Below are 15826 nucleotides of genomic sequence, written 5' to 3'. Positions count from 1 at the left end.
GGCGTCAGGCCTACCCCGGTTCGCCCGCTCACGTGCCGTTCGTACGCAGGTCCGCCACGAGGGCGAAGGACCGGACGCGGGCGGCCGGGTCGAAGACCGGGGTGACCAGCATCAGTTCGTCGGCGCCGGTGTCCTCGGCGATCCGCGCGAGGCGCGCGCCGACCGCCTCCCGGGTGCCCCGGGCCTGGTGGGCGGCGAACGCCGCCACGGCCTCGCGGTCGCGTCCGCCGAGCGGGTGCGCCGCCGCGGCGGCCGGGGTCGGGAAGGGCGTCTCCGCCCGGCCGTTGAGCAGGCCCGCCTTGATGGCGTCCATCGGCCCGGCGAGTGCGGCCGCCTCCTCCTCGGTGTCCGCGCACACCGTCTCGACGCACACCAGGACCCGTGGCTCCGGGCACCACCGGGACGGCCGGAACGCGTCCCGGTACCGCTCCAGGGCGGTGACGGTGTTGTCGGGGCGGATGTGGTGCGCGAACGCGACCGGCAGGCCCAGGGCTGCGGCGAGCGCGGCCCCGGCGTCACTGGAGGCCAGCAGCCACGGCTCGGGCAGCTCCCCGAGGCCGACCTTGTCCAGGAAGCCGAGGATCGCGGCGACGTCCCCGCGGTACTCCTCGTCGGTGGCGGGGTCGGCGCCCCGGCGCAGCGCCCGCGCCGTGGGCTCGTGGAAGGTGCCCGGCCCCCGGCCGATGCCGAGGTCGACCCGGCCGGGGTGCAGGGCGGCCAGCGTGGCGAACTGCTCGGCCACGGTGAGCGGCGCGTGGTTCGGGGCGAGCACGCCGCCCGAGCCCACCCGCGTCCGGGCGGTGGTCGCGGCGGTGTGCGCGGCCAGCAGCACGGGCGGGAAGGCGCCGATGGCGGGGGAGTGGTGGTGCTCGGCGAACCACAGCCGGTCGTAGCCGAGGCGGTCCAACTCCCCCGCGACGGTCCGGAAGTTGCGCAGCGCGTCGGCGGGGGTGGCGCCGTCCTCGACGACGGAGACCTCGAGCGCGGAGAGGGGCAGATCGACCATGTGATCACGATAGGCGAGAGCGGCACCGGGCCACGGCGCGGGTCCCGCCCCGGGCCCTCCACCCGGGCCCTGCCCGGCCCTGCTCCGAGAGCCGTGGCGGAGCGTAGCCCGGCCCCCGTCCCGGAAGCCGTGGCGGAGCGCACACGGACCCGCCCCGTGCGCGCGGACGTGCACGCCCTGCGCGCGTACGTGGCACAGACACGCGTACGTAGGCGCGAGCCCGTGTACGTGCGCCCGCCCGCACGGGAGTCCCACGGTCCGGTCGAACCGGAACGGGCAACTCCAGGCGTGCCTCCCTCCAGGGGATGGCGCTCTCCCGCCCGTCCGGCAAGGATGCTCTCCTCCCCGGCGCACCACGGTCCACACGCGTCCGCGCCGCGCCGGAGCCGCACCCCGCGCACGGGAGGAAGAGCCACTGCCATGGGGACACACGCCGCACCACGCCGCCGCAGGCCCGCGCTGTTCGCCGCCGCGGCGGTCACCCTGCTCGCCGGCCTGCTCGGCCTGCCGCGCGCGGACGGCGCGCCCCGGTCCGCCGACGCCTGCCGCACCGCGGGGACCACGCTGCCGCGCGGCGACTGCGGGCCGTTCTGGCAGGTCCTGGCCGAGGACTTCAACGGCGACCGGGTGCCGCTCGGCGCCTTCAGCGACTGCGACCACCGGGCCGACACCTCGGCCGCGTACTGCCGCGGGCTGCGCGGCGAGTACCGCGACAACTGGTGGGCGTACCCCACGGGTTGGCGCGACACGGCCAACGAGCGGCAGCGCGGCCGGAGCGTGGCGGGCGTCTACCACCCCGAGGACACCGTGAGCGTCGGCCCTGCGGCGAACGGCGACGGCCGCATGCGCGTCCGGATGTGGCGGCCCGCCGACGGCGGCCCCGTGCACGCCGCGGCGGTGGTACCGCGGCCCGTCATGCAGATGAAGTACGGCAAGTACAGCGCGCGCATCAAGGTCACCAAGCCCGCCGCCGGGTACAAGTCGGCGTGGCTGCACTACGGCGGCGGCTGCGAGATGGACCACCCGGAGGGCGAGTGGACGGCCTCCCTGAGCGCTTTCCACCACCCCTGCGGCGGGGGCCGGCAGGGCTCGTTCCACGGGGCCGACGACTGGACGCGGTGGCACACCGTGTCGACCGAGTGGACGCCGGGCCAGGTCCGCTTCTTCGTCGACGGCCGGCAGGTGGGCCGCGACACCCGCGACGTGCCCGACCGCCCGCTGTCCTGGGTGCTGCAGAACGAGAGCGCCCTGGAGGGCCCGGTGGCGGCGCCGGGCAGCAGCGCCCAGTTGGAGATCACCTGGGTCGCCGCGTACGCGTACGGCTGGAGGTGACCCCGGCGGCGGGGCGCGGTGCCGACATGGTGCCGGGCCGCGACGCCGGACGCGGCGGAACACGGCGCGCCCCGGCGCCGGGCAGCCGAAGGGCCGGACGGCAGCAGCCGTCCGGCCCTCACGATCCGAAGCGCGTCACCCGGCGCGGCGCGTCACCCCGCCCGGCGCGTCAGCCCCCCGTGTTCAGTCCCACTTGTAGCCGTCGCCGAAGTTCAGGGTGTGCTCCAGGACGTCCTCCATCGGGTCGTCGATCTGACCCGTGTTGATCAGCGCCACCACGGGCGCGTTGTGCGAGTCGCGGTGCGACTCGTCCGCGTGGGCCGTTCCGGACGCCAGGGCGACCGGCCCGGTCGCCACCGCGGCCACCAGCGCCCAGCGCGACGCCTTCCTCACCCAACTGCCGTTCACAGGCTGCTCCTTGACTCGTCCGGCGGGCGTCACGCGCCCGGCCCATGGACCGGCCGTTCCGATCCGCACGCCGTGGCAACGCCCGCGGAGGCCCAGAAGTCACCGCCGGTCATACGAACGGGTTGTCCGCACGGCGTCCGGCGCCCCGGGAAGGAACCCGCGCCCCGGGAGCCGCGCCCCGCCCGGCGGTGGTCAGTGCCCGTGCGGCATCAGCCGTCCGACCGCCTTCCAGGTCGCGCGCAGGCCGCGCAGACCGGCGGGTCCTGCCGTGGCCGGTGCGGGCGTGGGCGGCGTCGGCACCGGCGCGAGCGGGGCCTCCTGGACGCGGGCCTCCCAGTCGCACGGGGGCGCCGCCCTGCCGGGCGGCCCCTGCGCGCCGCGGAGCGCGAGCGCGTCGTCATGCGCCTTGAGGCCCACGCTGACCAGCGTGAGCAGCAGCGCGATGTCCATGTCCCCGTCCAGCAGGACCGTCACCCACGACGCGCCGGGCCGCACGCGGATCGCGGAGTTGTGCGCCAACTGAGGCCGCAGCCGGTCCACCGCCGCCCGGGTCAGACAGACGTCCGCGGCGTCGTCGGAGTGGAAGTGCACCAGTTCATAGCGCGCCTCTCCGGGCGCGCCAGGTGTGCCGTACGAGCGGCCCACCGCACACCGGGGAGGGCCACTTACGAGATCCGGCCACGACTCCAACTGGGTCATGGCACGCTGCGCCGCCGTCATGCGCCCCATCGTCGCGCGGATTTCACCCGGCGAACCACCCCTGTTCACAAGCCGCTTGCCCGCGCGGCCCCCGTAACCCGGCCCCGCCGGAGGTCAACGGGGGTCCGAGGCGCGCCCGGCCCTCCAGGAGGGGTGGGCGCGATGTCACCCGCCCGTGCCGGTGACGTGCGATGTTGTCCTACTACAGCACCAACTTCAGTGATGTACATCACATAGGGGGCGGGGAACTCGTCCCGCGCGCCGCTCGACCCATGGACCGGTCCGGTCACCGCCGGAGCACTTGTACCACCGACCGGCACCAGGAGAGCACGCCATGCCCACCGCACCTCCCGCCCCCGCACCGCCCGACAACGCCTCCGCCCCCGCGGAACGGCCCGCCCCGCCGCGGTCCGCCTGGGCCTCGCTGCGCCCGCTCGTGCTGCGCCTGCACTTCTACGCCGGCGTGCTGATCGCCCCGTTCCTGCTGGTCGCCGCCGTCACGGGCCTGCTGTACGCCGCCTCGTACACGGCCGAGCGCGTCGTGTACGCCGACGAGCTGCGGGTGCCCGTGGGCGACAGGGAACTCCCCGTCGAGCGGCAGGTCGCCGCGGCCCGCGAGGCACACCCGCGGGGGACGGTGACCGCCGTGCGGCCATCGCCGGAGGACGGCGCGACGACGCGGGTCCTGCTCTCCGGCGTGCCGGGTGTGGCCGAGGACCGCACCCTCGCCGTGTTCGTGAACCCCTACACCGGCGAGGTGCGCGGCGCCGAGGAGCAGTACGGCTCCAGCGGCGCGCTTCCGCTGCGCACCTGGATCTCCGGCCTGCACAAGGACCTGCACCTGGGCGAGACGGGGCGGCTGTACAGCGAGCTCGCCGCGAGCTGGCTGTGGGTGATCGCGGGCGGCGGCCTCGTCCTGTGGTTCGGACGGCGCCGGGCGCGGCGCGGGCTGCGGGGCACGGCGGGCCGCCGCCGGCTCCTTTCGCTGCACGGCACGGTGGGCGCCTGGGCCGCCGCGGGCCTGTTCTTCCTCTCGGCCACGGGCCTGACCTGGTCGGCGTACGCGGGGGAGAGCATCGGCGACCTGCGGGAGGCCCTGGGCCAGACGACTCCGACGGTCGCCACGAGCGCGGCGGGGGCCGGGGCCGGGGAGCACGCCGGGCACGGCGGCGGCGCGGACACGGGCGCGGGCACGGCGGGCGGCGCCGGAACCGCCGGTGACATCGGGCTGGACGCGGTCCTCAAGGCCGCCCGCGCCGAGGGGCTGTCGGACCCGGTGGAGATCGTGCCGCCCGCCGACCCCGCCGCGCCGTCGCCGGCGTACGTCGTCAAGCAGATCCAGCGGAGCTGGCCCGAGAAGCAGGACTCGGCCGCGGTCGACGCGCGGACCGGCCAGGTCGTCGACGTCCTGCGGTTCGACGACTACCCGGTGCTCGCCAAGCTGACCCGCTGGGGCATCGACGCGCACGCCGGCACGCTCTTCGGCCTCGCGAACCAGATCGCGCTGGCCGTCCTCGCCCTCGCCCTGATCCTGCTGATCGTGTGGGGCTACCGCATGTGGTGGCTGCGGGGCCGCACCGGCGCCTTCGGCCGCCCGCTGCCGCGCGGCGCGTGGCAGCACGTCCCGGCGTACGTCCTCGTCCCGCTGATGGCGGCGGTGGCGGTCCTCGGCTACTTCGTGCCGCTGCTCGGCATCCCGCTGGCGGCGTTCCTCGCGGTGGACGTCGTGCTCGGCGAGATCGCCCACCGCCGCGGCCGGCGCAGCTACCCGCCCCTGGCCGGGCGGTGAGGGACGGCGGGCCGGTCCCGGCCGGGGGAGGCCGGGACCGGTTCCGGCCGGGCGGGGCCCGGGCCGGTTCCCGCCGTTGCCGCCCGTGACGCCGACGATCTACGCTCGCGTGCGTTCTTGACGCCGAGTCAATGGGGTGCGCGGTGGACTACCGGGACTACAGGACGTACGACGCGGTCGGACTCGCCGACCTCGTGGCGCGCGGCGAGGTGACGCCGACCGAGCTCCTGGAGGCGGCCCTCGCGCGGGCCGAGGCCGTGAACGGAAAGATCAACGCGATCGTCCGCCCCATGCCGGTGATCGCCCGCGAGCGCGCCGCGGGCCCGCTCTCCGGGCCCTTCGCCGGCGTGCCGTTCCTCGTCAAGGACCTGCTCCAGGACTACGAGGGCCGGCCGACGGGCCGCGGCTCGCGGGCCTCCCAGGGGCTCGTCGCGGGGCGCCACAGCGAGGTGGTCCGGCGGTGGCTGGACGCCGGGCTCGTCGTCTTCGGGCAGACGAACACACCGGAGTTCGGCATCAAGAGCGTGACCGAGCCCGAGGCCGGCGGCGCGACCCGCAACCCGTGGAACCTCGCCCACACGCCGGGCGGCTCCTCCGGCGGCTCCGCGGCCGCGGTCGCCGCGGGCATCGTCCCCGCCGCGGGCGCGAACGACGGCGGCGGCTCGATCCGCATACCCGCCGCCTGCTGCGGGCTCTTCGGTCTCAAGCCGGGCCGGGGCCTGGTGCCCGCGGGCCCCGCGCACGGCGAGCTCCTCGCGGGCGCGGCGAGCGACGGCGTCGTCTCCCGCACCGTGCGCGACAGCGCCGCCCTCCTCGACGCCCTCACCGCCCGCCCCGACCCGGGCGCCCCGTTCCTCGCGGCCCGCCCCGAGGAGCCCTACGCCGAGCTCGCCCGGCGCACCCCGCCGAAGCTGCGCGTCGGCGTCAGCACCCGCTCGCCGATCGGCACCCCGGTGGCGCGCGAGGCGGTCGAGGCCGTCGAGACGGCCGTCAAGCTCCTCACCGGCCTCGGCCACGAGGTGGAGGAGGCCGAACCCGCCGTCGACGGGCTGCGCATGGCCGACGACTTCATGGCCATGTACGCGACCCAGAACGCCGCGACGATGGCGGAGCTCAAGCACAGGACCGGCGCGGACGACACCGACTTCGAACTCGACACGCGGCTGCTCGCCGCGGCGGGCCGCGCGCTGGGCGCGGTGGAGCACACCGTCCGGCTGGGGCGCTGGAACCTCTACGCCCGGCAACTGGCCGCGTTCCACGAGACGTACGACCTGCTGCTCACGCCGACGCTCGCCCGGCCGCCGGTGCGGATCGGCGAGCTGGACACGCCCCGGTTGACGCGGCAGGTCGGCAAGGCGCTGCTCAGGGCGGGCGTGGCGGGCCGGCTCAGCAGGACCCGGCTGTGGCGGCAGGCCGTCGTGGCGAACCTCGCCCCCAACCCCTTCACGCAGCTCGCCAACATCACCGGCCGCCCCGCGATGTCCGTGCCCCTCTACCGCACCCCCGACGGCCTGCCCCTGGGCGTGCAGTTCACCGGGCCGCTGGGCGGCGAGGGCACGCTGCTCGCGCTCGCCGCCCAACTGGAAGCGGCCGCTCCATGGGATGTGGAGCGGCCGGCCCTGTGACGCGGCGCGGCGGGCGCGCGCCATATCGACGCGCGCCCGCCGCTCACCTCGTGCCTAAGGCACGGTGATCACCGCACGTCGACGGCGTCACCGGCGGCCTTGACGGCCGGGGTGGTGGAGTTGCCCGCGAAGCTCCAGCGGTACGAGCCGTCGGCCGTGGCCTTCACCGTGGTCTTCAGGTTGCCCTTGGTGTCGGACTTGACCGTCTTGACGGCGGAGTAGGCGCTGGCGCCCTTCTTCTTGTACTCCAGCGTCACCGACTGCTTGGTGTAGCCGGAGAACTTGTGGGTCTCCCAGTTGGCGCGGGTCAGCGCGCCGGTGACGGTGAGCGTCTTGCCCTTCTTGATCGGCTCGGGCGAGGCGTTGACCGTGAGCTTCGACTCGCGCTGGACCTTGAAGGCGCCGGTCTTCTCCGCGTACACGCTGTCGGTGTCGGACGAGAGCAGGGCGTTGACGTACCAGCCGCCCGCCGCACTGTTGTCGTAGAAGTCGGTGTCCGGGTCGATCGTGAACGTCGCCGTGCACGTCGACTTGCCGTTGGCGAACGTGCAGCTCTCGTTGCCCTGCGAGGTCGCCGAGTTCGCGTCCGGGCCGTACAGGTCGATGCTGGACTCGGTGATCGCGGAGTCGGTCGCGGCCGTGACCGAGACCTTGAAGGTTTTGGCCGCGGTGGTGCCGAGCACGACCGCCTTGCCGCCGTTGACCGTGACCTTCTCGACCGTGATGCCCTGCGGCGCGGCCGTGGCGGCGGGCGCGGCGAAGCCCGCGGCGGCCACGGCCAAGGCGGAGCCGACTACGGCCATACGGGTGCGGTGTCGCATTGGGTATGTCCCCCCACAGATGGTGCCGGAGCAGACGATGCTCCAGCGACAGATGTGAACGAGGTGACCTTACGTTCTTCACCCCGCTTCACCCCGCCTTCATCACCGTGGTGATCGCCACGTGCGTCGCGTACAACCTTTCGCGGGGATGGTGTACGAGGGGACGCCACGTTCCAGCCAGGCCCGCGACGTCGACAGCCGTACGCGCAGGGGCAGTTACGGTACGCGAACAGCGCCGACCAGAGGCGTGTGCCGCACCCGCCGCGCGGGCCGTGCGGCGACCCGACGACGGCACGCATCAAGCCATCGCGCCCGGCCCCGGAGCGGGCACGGCACGCCTACGGCAGCGCGGGCAGGCGGGCTCGGCGGCACATCGGCGGAAACAGCCGCCCCGGGCCCCGAGTTCGGGCATGCTGGAAGTCGCCGCACCTCGACGGTGAGACGCGACTGGCAAGGGGGACCGGTCCGGTCCTTCACCTGGTCGAGAGGCGGTACGGATGGCGATGGAGCAGCGAGAACCCACGCGCAGTCGCGATCGGAACTGGGCTGTGGAGGTGTTGTCCCGTATGGCCGCGGCGCTCGGCGCCAAGGCTGTCTGGGCCTTCATCCAGTCCCACTGGCCCTAGTGCCCGAGGGGCGCCGGACCGCACCGGTCCGGCGCCCCTTCGCACGCGCCGCCGGGCCTGCCTTGTCCGAACCCCACAGTTCACACCCGTCAGCTCTGCACCATCGGCCTCCGGCACGGGGCGGCGTGGTCGATCAGGATGAGCGGGTGTCTGAACTGCTGAATCCCGCGGACCCCGTGTTCGCCCGCGACCCGTACCCGTACTACGCCCGCCTGCGCGAGCGGAACCCCGTCGCCCGGGTGGAGCTGGCGAACGGAACCCACGCCTGGCTGGTGACCGGGTACGAGGAGGCGCGGCGGGTCCTCGCCGACCCGCGGTTCTCGAACGTGCCGGCGCGGCAGGCCGGGCGGCCCAAGCCCCCGTCGGCGGCGGAGCGCGCCCGGCAGTGCCTGGCCCGGCACATGCTCAACACCGACGCGCCCGACCACGGCAGGCTGCGCCGCCTGGCCACGGCGGCCTTCACCCCGGCGCGGGTGGACGCCCTGCGCCCGCGCGTCGAGCGGCTCGCCGCGGAGCTCGCGGGCGACGTCTCCCGGCGCCTGGCCCGCGACGGCGTGGCCGACCTGGTGGACGCCTTCGCGTTCCCGCTGCCGGTCCTGGTGATCGGCGAGGTCCTCGGCGTGCCCGAGGCCGACCGCGCGGACCTGCGCGCCTGGACCTACCGCGTGGGCTCGCCCGCCGACGCCCTGGAGCCCGGCGCGGCCGACGCGGCCTGGTCCAGCCTGCACGCGTACTTCGGCACCCTCATCGCGCGCAAGCGGCGCGCCCCCGGCGACGACCTGTTCAGCTCGCTCGTGACCGCCCCGGACGAGGGCGGCCTCGACGACGAGGAGCTGCTCGCCATGGCGTTCCTGCTGCTCTTCGCGGGCTACGAGACGACGATGAACCTCCTGGCGTCGGCCGCGCTCGCGCTGCTCACCCACCCCGGCGAACTCACCGCCGCGCGCCGCGACGGCGCCGGGCGGTGGGCCGCCGTCGTGGAGGAGACCCTGCGGCACGCCAGCCCGCTGGAGGGCACGACCTGGCGGCGCACCACCCAGGCCGTGGCCCTCGACGGGGGCACCGCCATACCGGCCGGGGCCTCGGTCCTCGTCGTCCTCGCCGCCGCCAACCGCGACCCCGCGCACTTCCCCGCCCCGGACGACTTCCGGCCGGACCGCTATCTGGCCGCCGAACGACCCGCGCCGCACACGGCCTTCGGCCACGGCCCGCACTTCTGCCTCGGCGCCCGCCTCGCCCGCCTGGAGGCCACGATCGCCCTGCCCCGCCTCTTCGCCGCCCTGCCCGGCCTGACCCTGGCCGCACCCCCCGACACCCTCGCCCACCGGCCCGGACTGCTGGTACGGGGGCCGCTGCGGCTGCCCGTACGGCAAGGGGACGCGGCACCGTCCGCGCCCCTCGCGCACGCCTCGGCGCACCCCGGCGGGTAGGGGCGGCCCGGCCCGCGGGAACGGCCGGGAAGCGGGGGTGCGGGGCGGGTTCTTCGGCCGATGTGGCCCTCATGACCATGAGGGGGCGTTTCGCGGGTACTCGCGGGTCTGGACACAGCACCTTTCGGGTCCGCCGTACCGCGGGCCCGTGTTCCGGAGAGGAGACCCACGTGTCGCAGGTCGAGGAATCGATCGAGGTCAACGTGTCGGTGACCACCGCGTACAACCAGTGGACGCAGTTCGAGTCGTTCCCGGAGTTCATGGACGGCGTCGACCGCGTCGAGCAGCGGTCGGACACCCTGACCCACTGGACCACGTCCATCGGCGGGGTCAAGCGGGAGTTCGACGCGCAGATCACCGAGCAGATTCCGGACAACCGCGTCGCCTGGACCACGGTCGGGGGCGAGGCGCGGCAGGCGGGAGTGGTCACCTTCCACCGCCTGGACGACGCCCGCACGAAGGTGACGCTGCGGATGGAGTTCGACCCGGAGGGGCTGGCCGAGACGGTCGGCGACAAGCTCGGCTTCGTCAAGCGCCAGGTCACCGGTGACCTCAAGCGCTTCAAGCAGTTCATCGAGTCCCGGGGCGCGGAGACCGGTGCCTGGCGCGGCACCGTCTGAGCCAGGCCGCACGGCCGCCACGGGAGCGGGAACGGAAGTGGCCGGTGCGGACCCGTCGCGACGGGTCCGCACCGGCCACGGCGCGTGGGGCGTCAGACCGCCGCGGGCTCCGGCACGGAGTCGGCGGACTCCGCCGGGCGCGGGATGCGGTGCAGGCCCTTGCGGTCGTAGAGGCGCGTCATGCCGAAGCCGAACAGCACGGAGACGACCAGGGCGACGCCCATGGCGGTCCACGCCCGGGACAGACCGGCGTCGGCCTGGGCGTCGAAGTACAGGATCGACCGCAGCCCGCCGGTGAGCTGGCGCAGCGGCTCGAACTCGGCGAGCGTACGGAAGAACCCGGGCAGCGCCTCCAGCGGCACGGTGGCGCCGGAGGACGGCACGGCCATGGCGACGAAGACGATGGTCGACACCAGCATGCCGGGCGTGCCGAACACGGCGAGCAGCGCCAGGGCGCTCACCCCGACGACGGCGATGGTGCCCACGGAGTAGAGCCAGAGCAGCCCCAGGTGGGACGCGTCCATGCCGAGGAGGCCGACCGTCGCCAGCTCCACGAGGGAGCCCATGACCACGGCGAGGGCCAGCATGAGGACGGTGTTGACCGCGAGGGTGCGCGTCCGGCTGGTGTGGCGCACGGGCATGCGCTGCCGGAAGGGCCCGAAGTCGGTGTGCAGATAGCCGAGCGCGGTGTCCACCTGAGAGGTGATCACGTTCGCGGCGAGCATGCCGGAGACCAGCAGGACCAACGCGTAGTAGAAGGCGCTCAGGCCCATGGCGCTGTGCGTGTCGAGCGGGTGGCCGTCGGCGACCTGCACGGTCACGGGGTCGGCCAGCATGAGCTGGGCGGCGGCGGGCAGCGGCGCCTGACGGCCCGCGTCGGCCTTCCGGCCCTGCCCGCCGTCAGCGGCCTTCGCGTCCTGCGGGGCCGTCCGCCCCTGCGCGGACGCGGCCTCCTTGCCCTGCTGCCCCTTGCCGCCCTGCTGCGCCCGTACGCGCTCCAGCAGTTCCTTGCCCAGCTCGGCCGAGGCCGCGTGGGCCGCCTTCTGCGTGGCCTGACTGGCCATGGAGGAGCCGAAGCTGCCCGCCGCCTGGTTGGTCAGCACCTTCAGGACGGGCGCGGCGGGGGCCTCCTTGGCCGCGGCGGGGTCCTGCTGCCGCGGCGCGGTGAGCGCGCCGACCCGGGCGCTGAAGTCCCGCTCCACGACCAGCGCGCCGTAGAGCTTGCCCTGGCCGAGCCGCTCGTCGGCCTCCTCCTGGCTGAGGACCTGCCAGTCGATGCTGTCGTCGCGGGCGGTGGCCTTCTTGATGCCGGAGACGACCTTGTCGCCGACGTTGACGCGCTGTTCACCCGTGCCGGCGCCGCGGTCGTTGTTGACCAGCGCGACGGGCAGGTCGCGCAGGTTTCCCTTGGGGTTTACGTTGCCGCCCACGTAGAGCAGGGCGAACAGGGTGGAGACCACCGCGACGATGATGCCCGTACCGATCCACAGCCGGGGGCTGCGGAGCGCGGAGGAGGGCTGAGGGGATGGCATGAACGCTCCAGTGCGATGACGCTACGTAACTAGATACCGGAAGTATCCAGTACTGGATAGTGACAGTATCGAGTTGGTGGTGTCCAATTGCCGTAGCGGGGCAGCCGGGGTGCCGGGCCGCGTCCCCCGTCGTCGAGGAAGCCGCATGAAGATCTCGGAGCTCAGCCGCACGACCGGCGTGCCGGTCGCCAGCATCAAGTACTTCCGCCGCCAGGGCCTGCTGCCGGCGGGCCGGGCGACCGCCGCGACCCTTGCGGAGTACGGGGAGGAGCACGTCCAGCGGCTACGGCTGATCAAGGCCCTGACCACGCTCGGCGGACTGTCCATCGCCGCCACCCGCGACGTGCTCGCGGCGGTCGACCGGTCCGACAGCGCCGACAGCACGCTGAAGGCGATCAGCTACGCGCTGCCGGTGCCGGTCGCGCAGGCGCCGGCGGGCGACGAGGAGCGGGAGGCGGAGGCCGAGGCCGCCGCGGCGGCCGACGTGGCGGAGCTGATCGCGGCCATGGACTGGCGGGTCCCGAGCACCTCGCCGCACGTCCACGGCCTGACCACGGCCCTGCGCGAGCTGCGCCGCCTCGACGCCGACTACCGCCTGGACCGGCTGGCCGTCTACGCCGAGCTGGCCAAGGCCGTGGCCCGCCTGGACCTCGAACGCGCCGCCGCCTTCGACGACTCGCCCGCCCTCGCCGAGCAGGCCGTCGTCGTCCTCGCCCTCTCCGGCCCCCTGCTCGAACTGCTGCGGCGCCTCGCCCAGGAGGACCAGGTCCGGCGCAGGTCGCCGGAGGAGGACCCGGACGCCGGCTGAGCGCGGCACCCCGCCTGGGGGCGCCGCGCGCGGGTGCGGCCGGTCAGCCGCGGGGGCGCTCCCGCCTCAGGCCCACATCCCGCCGTCCACCCGCAGGACCGTGCCGGTGACGTACGAGGCGCGGTCGCTGAGGAGCCAGGCCGCCGCCTGGGCGACCTCCTCGGGGTCGGCGGCGCGCCGCAGCGGCGTCTGCGCGTTGAGCCGGTCGACGGTGCCGGGCGACTTCGCGTCCCACTCCAGCAGCATCTCGGTGAGCGTGGTGCCCGGCGCGACGGCGTTGACGCGGATGCCCTCGGGGCCGTACGTGACGGCCGCCGAGGCGGTGAGGCTGTTCACCGCCCGCTTCGCCGCGCCGTACACGGGCAGCTCGGGGTTGGCCATGAGGCTGCCGACGCTGGAGGTGTTCACGATGGCCCCGCGCCCGGCCGTCGCGCGGATGGCGGCCACCTCGGCGGCCATCGCCAGCCACGGACCCTTGAAGTTGACGGCGCTGACGTGGTCGAAGTCGGCCTCCGAGAGCTGGTCGAGCGGGCCGGGCGGCTGGCCCGTCGCCCCGTTGTTGAAGGCCACGTCCAGGCGCCCGTACCGCTCCACGCACCGGTCGACGGCGGCCCTGACGCTCGCCGGGTCGGCGAGGTCGCACACCGCGTGGTCCGCGGTGCCGCCGTCCGCCCGGATCCCCTCCGCCACCTTCTTGAGCTCGTCCTCGGTGCGGGCCGCGAGGAGCACCCGGGCCCCCTCCCGGGCGAACAGCCGCGCGGCCGCCGCGCCGATGCCCCGGCCGGCGCCCGTGACGAAGGCGACCTTGCCGGCGAGCAGGCCCGACGGTGGGACGGACATGATCGTTTCGTTGTTCATGCCGACGAGCCTGCGCCCCGCCGCCGGGCGCATCCAGGCCCCGGCAGTACCTGGCTGGGCGCCCCGGCGCCCGTGCACACTGGGCGGGTGGATCACGGAGTACGACAAGAGCTCGGGGCCTTCCTGCGCAGCAGGCGCGAACGCCTCACCCCCGCCGCCGTGGGACTGCCCGCGGGCACCCGGCGCCGCACCCCCGGGCTGCGCCGCGAGGAGGTGGCGCAGTTGGCGTACATCTCCGCCGAGTACTACACGCGGCTCGAACAGGCCCGCGCCACCCGCCCCTCCCGCGAGGTCCTCGCGCAGCTCGCCCGCGCGCTGCGCCTGTCCGACGCCGAGCGCGACCACCTGCACCACCTCGCCGGGACCCCGCCGGGGCCGCCGCCCGGACCGTCGCGGGAGGTGCGGCAGAGCATCCTCGACCTGATCCGGACGCTGCCGGGGGCCGCCGCGTTCGTGCTGTCGGCGACGTACGAGGTACTCGCCTGGAACGACACGGCCGCCGCCCTGATGGAGGACTTCTCCGCCCTGCCGCGCCGGGACCGGAACCTCGTCCGGCGCGCCTTCCTCGGCCCCCACCGCGACGGCCGGCGGCTGTACGGCGACTCGGGCGCGGACGAGTTCGCCCGCTCCGCGGTCCGGCACCTGCGCGCCACCGCCGCCCGCTACCCCGGCGACCCGGAGGTCACCGGCCTGGTCGGGGAACTCCTGTCCGGCAGCGAGGAGTTCGCCCGCCTCTGGGCGGCGCACGACGTGACCGGGCGGCCGACGCCCTGCCGGACGTTCGCGCACCCCCTCGTCGGCCCGGTCGCGGTCACCAGCGACGTGCTGAGCATCCCCGACCGGGACCAGCACGTCGTCATCTACGCCGCCGCCCCGGGCTCGCCGTCGGCACAGGCCCTGCGCCTGCTGGCGGTGATCGGGACCCAGCGCATGGAAGTGGCCGGCTGAACGCGGGCCCAGCCGGCCACTTCCGGAGGCGGCGCGTCAGCGCACCGGGTTCAGCGAGGGCTCGGCCCTGCGTCCGGTGAGGGTCAGGACCAGCGCCACCGTGGCGAGCACGCTCGTGACGGCCGCCAGGAGCGCGGGCGCGTCCGCCAGCGCGCCGCCGGGCCAGGCGGCGTCAAGGACCCGCTCCAGCGCGGTCGAACTCACGACGCCGCGTACCAGGTGGGCGGCGAGCAGGGCCAGGGAGAGCTGCACCCCGGTGAGGAGCACCACCCGGGCGCCGGTCACCAGGAGGGCCACGCCGACCACGACGCACAGCACGGCCATCGCCAGGGCCACGCCCCACGCGCGCGAGAAGCCGTCCGAGAGCACCGGCGCCTGGGCGACGCCGCACAGCACGAGGGCCGCGCCCGTGAGGCGACGCAGCACGCCGGGCCACGGGCGCCGTCCCCGGGCGTGCGGGAACAGCTTCTCGTCGGCCGCCCGCGGCGGTGGCGTCGTCGGCGTCGACGGGGCGTCGCCGCCGCGCCGCTCGCGTACGTCACCCGCGGGAGGCGCGTCAGAGGGCCCGGCCTCGGCGGACGGGGCGCCCCGCGGGTCGGCCAGCCGGTTGATGAGGTCGGCGACGTCGTCGACGGGCCTGGTCGCCGCGGCCCGGACGGCCTCGGTGCCGACGCCGGGGTCGTGCGGCGGCCCGTGGAGCAGCTCCAGGAGGCGGCCGACCTCCGCGACGGGGCGCCTCTCGGCGGCCGTCCGCACCGCCTCGTCGAGCTGGCCCGCGGCGCCCTGCGACTGCCCGAGGACCTCCACGAGCCGCGCCACGTCGTCCACGGAGCGCACCATGACCACGGCCCGCAGGGCCGCCGCGGCGGTGGGGGAGCTGTCCGGCGACCGCCGCAGGAGGCCGAGGAGCTGGATGATGTCCTCCAGCGACCTGGACGCGATGGCCGTGTGGATCAGCTCGTTGGCTATCTCCGAGCGCGGCTCGCACACGTCGCGGGTTCTCGTGTCCGGGTCCCCGGGTTCCACGGGCCGTTGCGCCGCCCACGTGTCGAAGGACGCCGTGCCCCAGTGGACCTGGGTGTCGTCGGCATCGCCCGTGGACGGCGTGCCCGGTCCTGCCGAGTCGCTGTAGGACTCCGTCGTCATGCTCGTCTCCCCAGCGTCAGGCGCTCGCCCCGGTGGCGGCGCTCCTTCTCGCGCGGCTGAACGGCCGAGCCTTCGCGGGCCCCGGAAAAGCGGTCGGGCGAAGGGCCGCGGGCCGGCCTGGTCCGTTGACAGCCGGTCGTGCCGCACCTTCGGTCTCTGTCACTCATGGGCGTTCACC

Annotated in this window: 14 protein-coding genes; 7 read left to right on the top strand and 7 right to left on the bottom strand. The window is 75.1% G+C overall.

Features of this window, described 5'->3' with window-relative positions; genetic code table 11:
- Positions 1–28 precede the first annotated feature (28 nt).
- Positions 29–1006: an MsnO8 family LLM class oxidoreductase gene (locus tag IE330_RS01250; protein ID WP_190133895.1), complete on the bottom strand. Its 978-nt coding sequence runs from the start codon at positions 1004–1006 to the stop codon at positions 29–31.
- Positions 1007–1426: 420 nt separating this feature from the next.
- Here IE330_RS01250 and IE330_RS01245 point away from each other — a divergent pair, with 420 nt between their 5' ends.
- Positions 1427–2338, top strand: coding sequence for a glycoside hydrolase family 16 protein (locus IE330_RS01245; RefSeq protein WP_190133894.1), 912 nt, complete (start codon positions 1427–1429; stop codon positions 2336–2338).
- A 183-nt stretch (positions 2339–2521) separates the two neighbouring features.
- On the opposite strand, the gene IE330_RS01240 is transcribed toward IE330_RS01245, so the two are convergent.
- Together IE330_RS01240 and IE330_RS38640 are read right to left on the bottom strand one after the other, a co-directional pair.
- Positions 2522–2746, bottom strand: a complete 225-nt coding sequence (locus IE330_RS01240) for a hypothetical protein (protein WP_373314532.1) — start codon at positions 2744–2746, stop codon at positions 2522–2524.
- A 192-nt stretch (positions 2747–2938) separates the two neighbouring features.
- A complete protein-coding gene (locus tag IE330_RS38640; protein ID WP_444546225.1) occupies positions 2939–3337 on the bottom strand; it encodes a luciferase domain-containing protein in 399 nt (132 codons plus the stop codon).
- Between the two features lie 442 nt (positions 3338–3779).
- Here IE330_RS38640 and IE330_RS01230 point away from each other — a divergent pair, with 442 nt between their 5' ends.
- A complete protein-coding gene (locus IE330_RS01230; protein ID WP_190133893.1) occupies positions 3780–5234 on the top strand; it encodes a PepSY-associated TM helix domain-containing protein in 1455 nt (484 codons plus the stop codon).
- 143 nt (positions 5235–5377) lie between these two features.
- Positions 5378–6859: an amidase gene (locus tag IE330_RS01225; protein ID WP_190133892.1), complete on the top strand. Its 1482-nt coding sequence runs from the start codon at positions 5378–5380 to the stop codon at positions 6857–6859.
- Between the two features lie 68 nt (positions 6860–6927).
- Here IE330_RS01225 and IE330_RS01220 read toward each other — a convergent pair whose 3' ends face one another.
- Positions 6928–7662, bottom strand: coding sequence for a calcium-binding protein (locus tag IE330_RS01220; protein WP_229925252.1), 735 nt, complete (start codon positions 7660–7662; stop codon positions 6928–6930).
- Between the two features lie 790 nt (positions 7663–8452).
- Between IE330_RS01220 and IE330_RS01215 the strand changes: the two genes are divergently transcribed.
- Both IE330_RS01215 and IE330_RS01210 read left to right on the top strand, forming a co-directional pair.
- Entirely contained in the window at positions 8453–9736 is a 1284-nt protein-coding gene (locus IE330_RS01215; RefSeq protein WP_229925251.1) for a cytochrome P450 family protein, read from the top strand.
- A gap of 170 nt (positions 9737–9906) precedes the next feature.
- Positions 9907–10356 carry an SRPBCC family protein gene (locus IE330_RS01210; protein ID WP_190133889.1) on the top strand — a complete coding sequence of 150 codons (450 nt, stop codon included), beginning with the start codon at positions 9907–9909 and terminating at the stop codon, positions 10354–10356.
- A gap of 92 nt (positions 10357–10448) precedes the next feature.
- On the opposite strand, the gene IE330_RS01205 is transcribed toward IE330_RS01210, so the two are convergent.
- Positions 10449–11888, bottom strand: coding sequence for a DUF3533 domain-containing protein (locus IE330_RS01205; RefSeq protein WP_190133888.1), 1440 nt, complete (start codon positions 11886–11888; stop codon positions 10449–10451).
- A gap of 145 nt (positions 11889–12033) precedes the next feature.
- Here IE330_RS01205 and IE330_RS01200 point away from each other — a divergent pair, with 145 nt between their 5' ends.
- Complete coding sequence (locus tag IE330_RS01200; RefSeq protein WP_190133887.1) at positions 12034–12696, top strand: MerR family transcriptional regulator; 663 nt, start codon at positions 12034–12036, stop codon at positions 12694–12696.
- A 66-nt stretch (positions 12697–12762) separates the two neighbouring features.
- Here IE330_RS01200 and IE330_RS01195 read toward each other — a convergent pair whose 3' ends face one another.
- Positions 12763–13554, bottom strand: coding sequence for an SDR family NAD(P)-dependent oxidoreductase (locus IE330_RS01195; RefSeq protein WP_229925250.1), 792 nt, complete (start codon positions 13552–13554; stop codon positions 12763–12765).
- 87 nt (positions 13555–13641) lie between these two features.
- On the opposite strand from IE330_RS01195, the gene IE330_RS01190 reads away from it, so the two are divergent.
- Complete coding sequence (locus IE330_RS01190; RefSeq protein ID WP_190133885.1) at positions 13642–14502, top strand: helix-turn-helix transcriptional regulator; 861 nt, start codon at positions 13642–13644, stop codon at positions 14500–14502.
- A gap of 36 nt (positions 14503–14538) precedes the next feature.
- Here IE330_RS01190 and IE330_RS01185 read toward each other — a convergent pair whose 3' ends face one another.
- A complete protein-coding gene (locus IE330_RS01185; RefSeq protein ID WP_190133884.1) occupies positions 14539–15648 on the bottom strand; it encodes a hypothetical protein in 1110 nt (369 codons plus the stop codon).
- Between the last annotated feature and the right edge of the window lie 178 nt (positions 15649–15826).

The sequence above is a fragment of the Streptomyces longispororuber genome (genome assembly GCF_014656095.1).
In the GTDB taxonomy this organism is placed as follows: domain Bacteria; phylum Actinomycetota; class Actinomycetes; order Streptomycetales; family Streptomycetaceae; genus Streptomyces; species Streptomyces longispororuber.
Note: the sequence above shows the minus strand (reverse complement) of the source record. Positions and strands in the feature narration are given on the sequence as shown.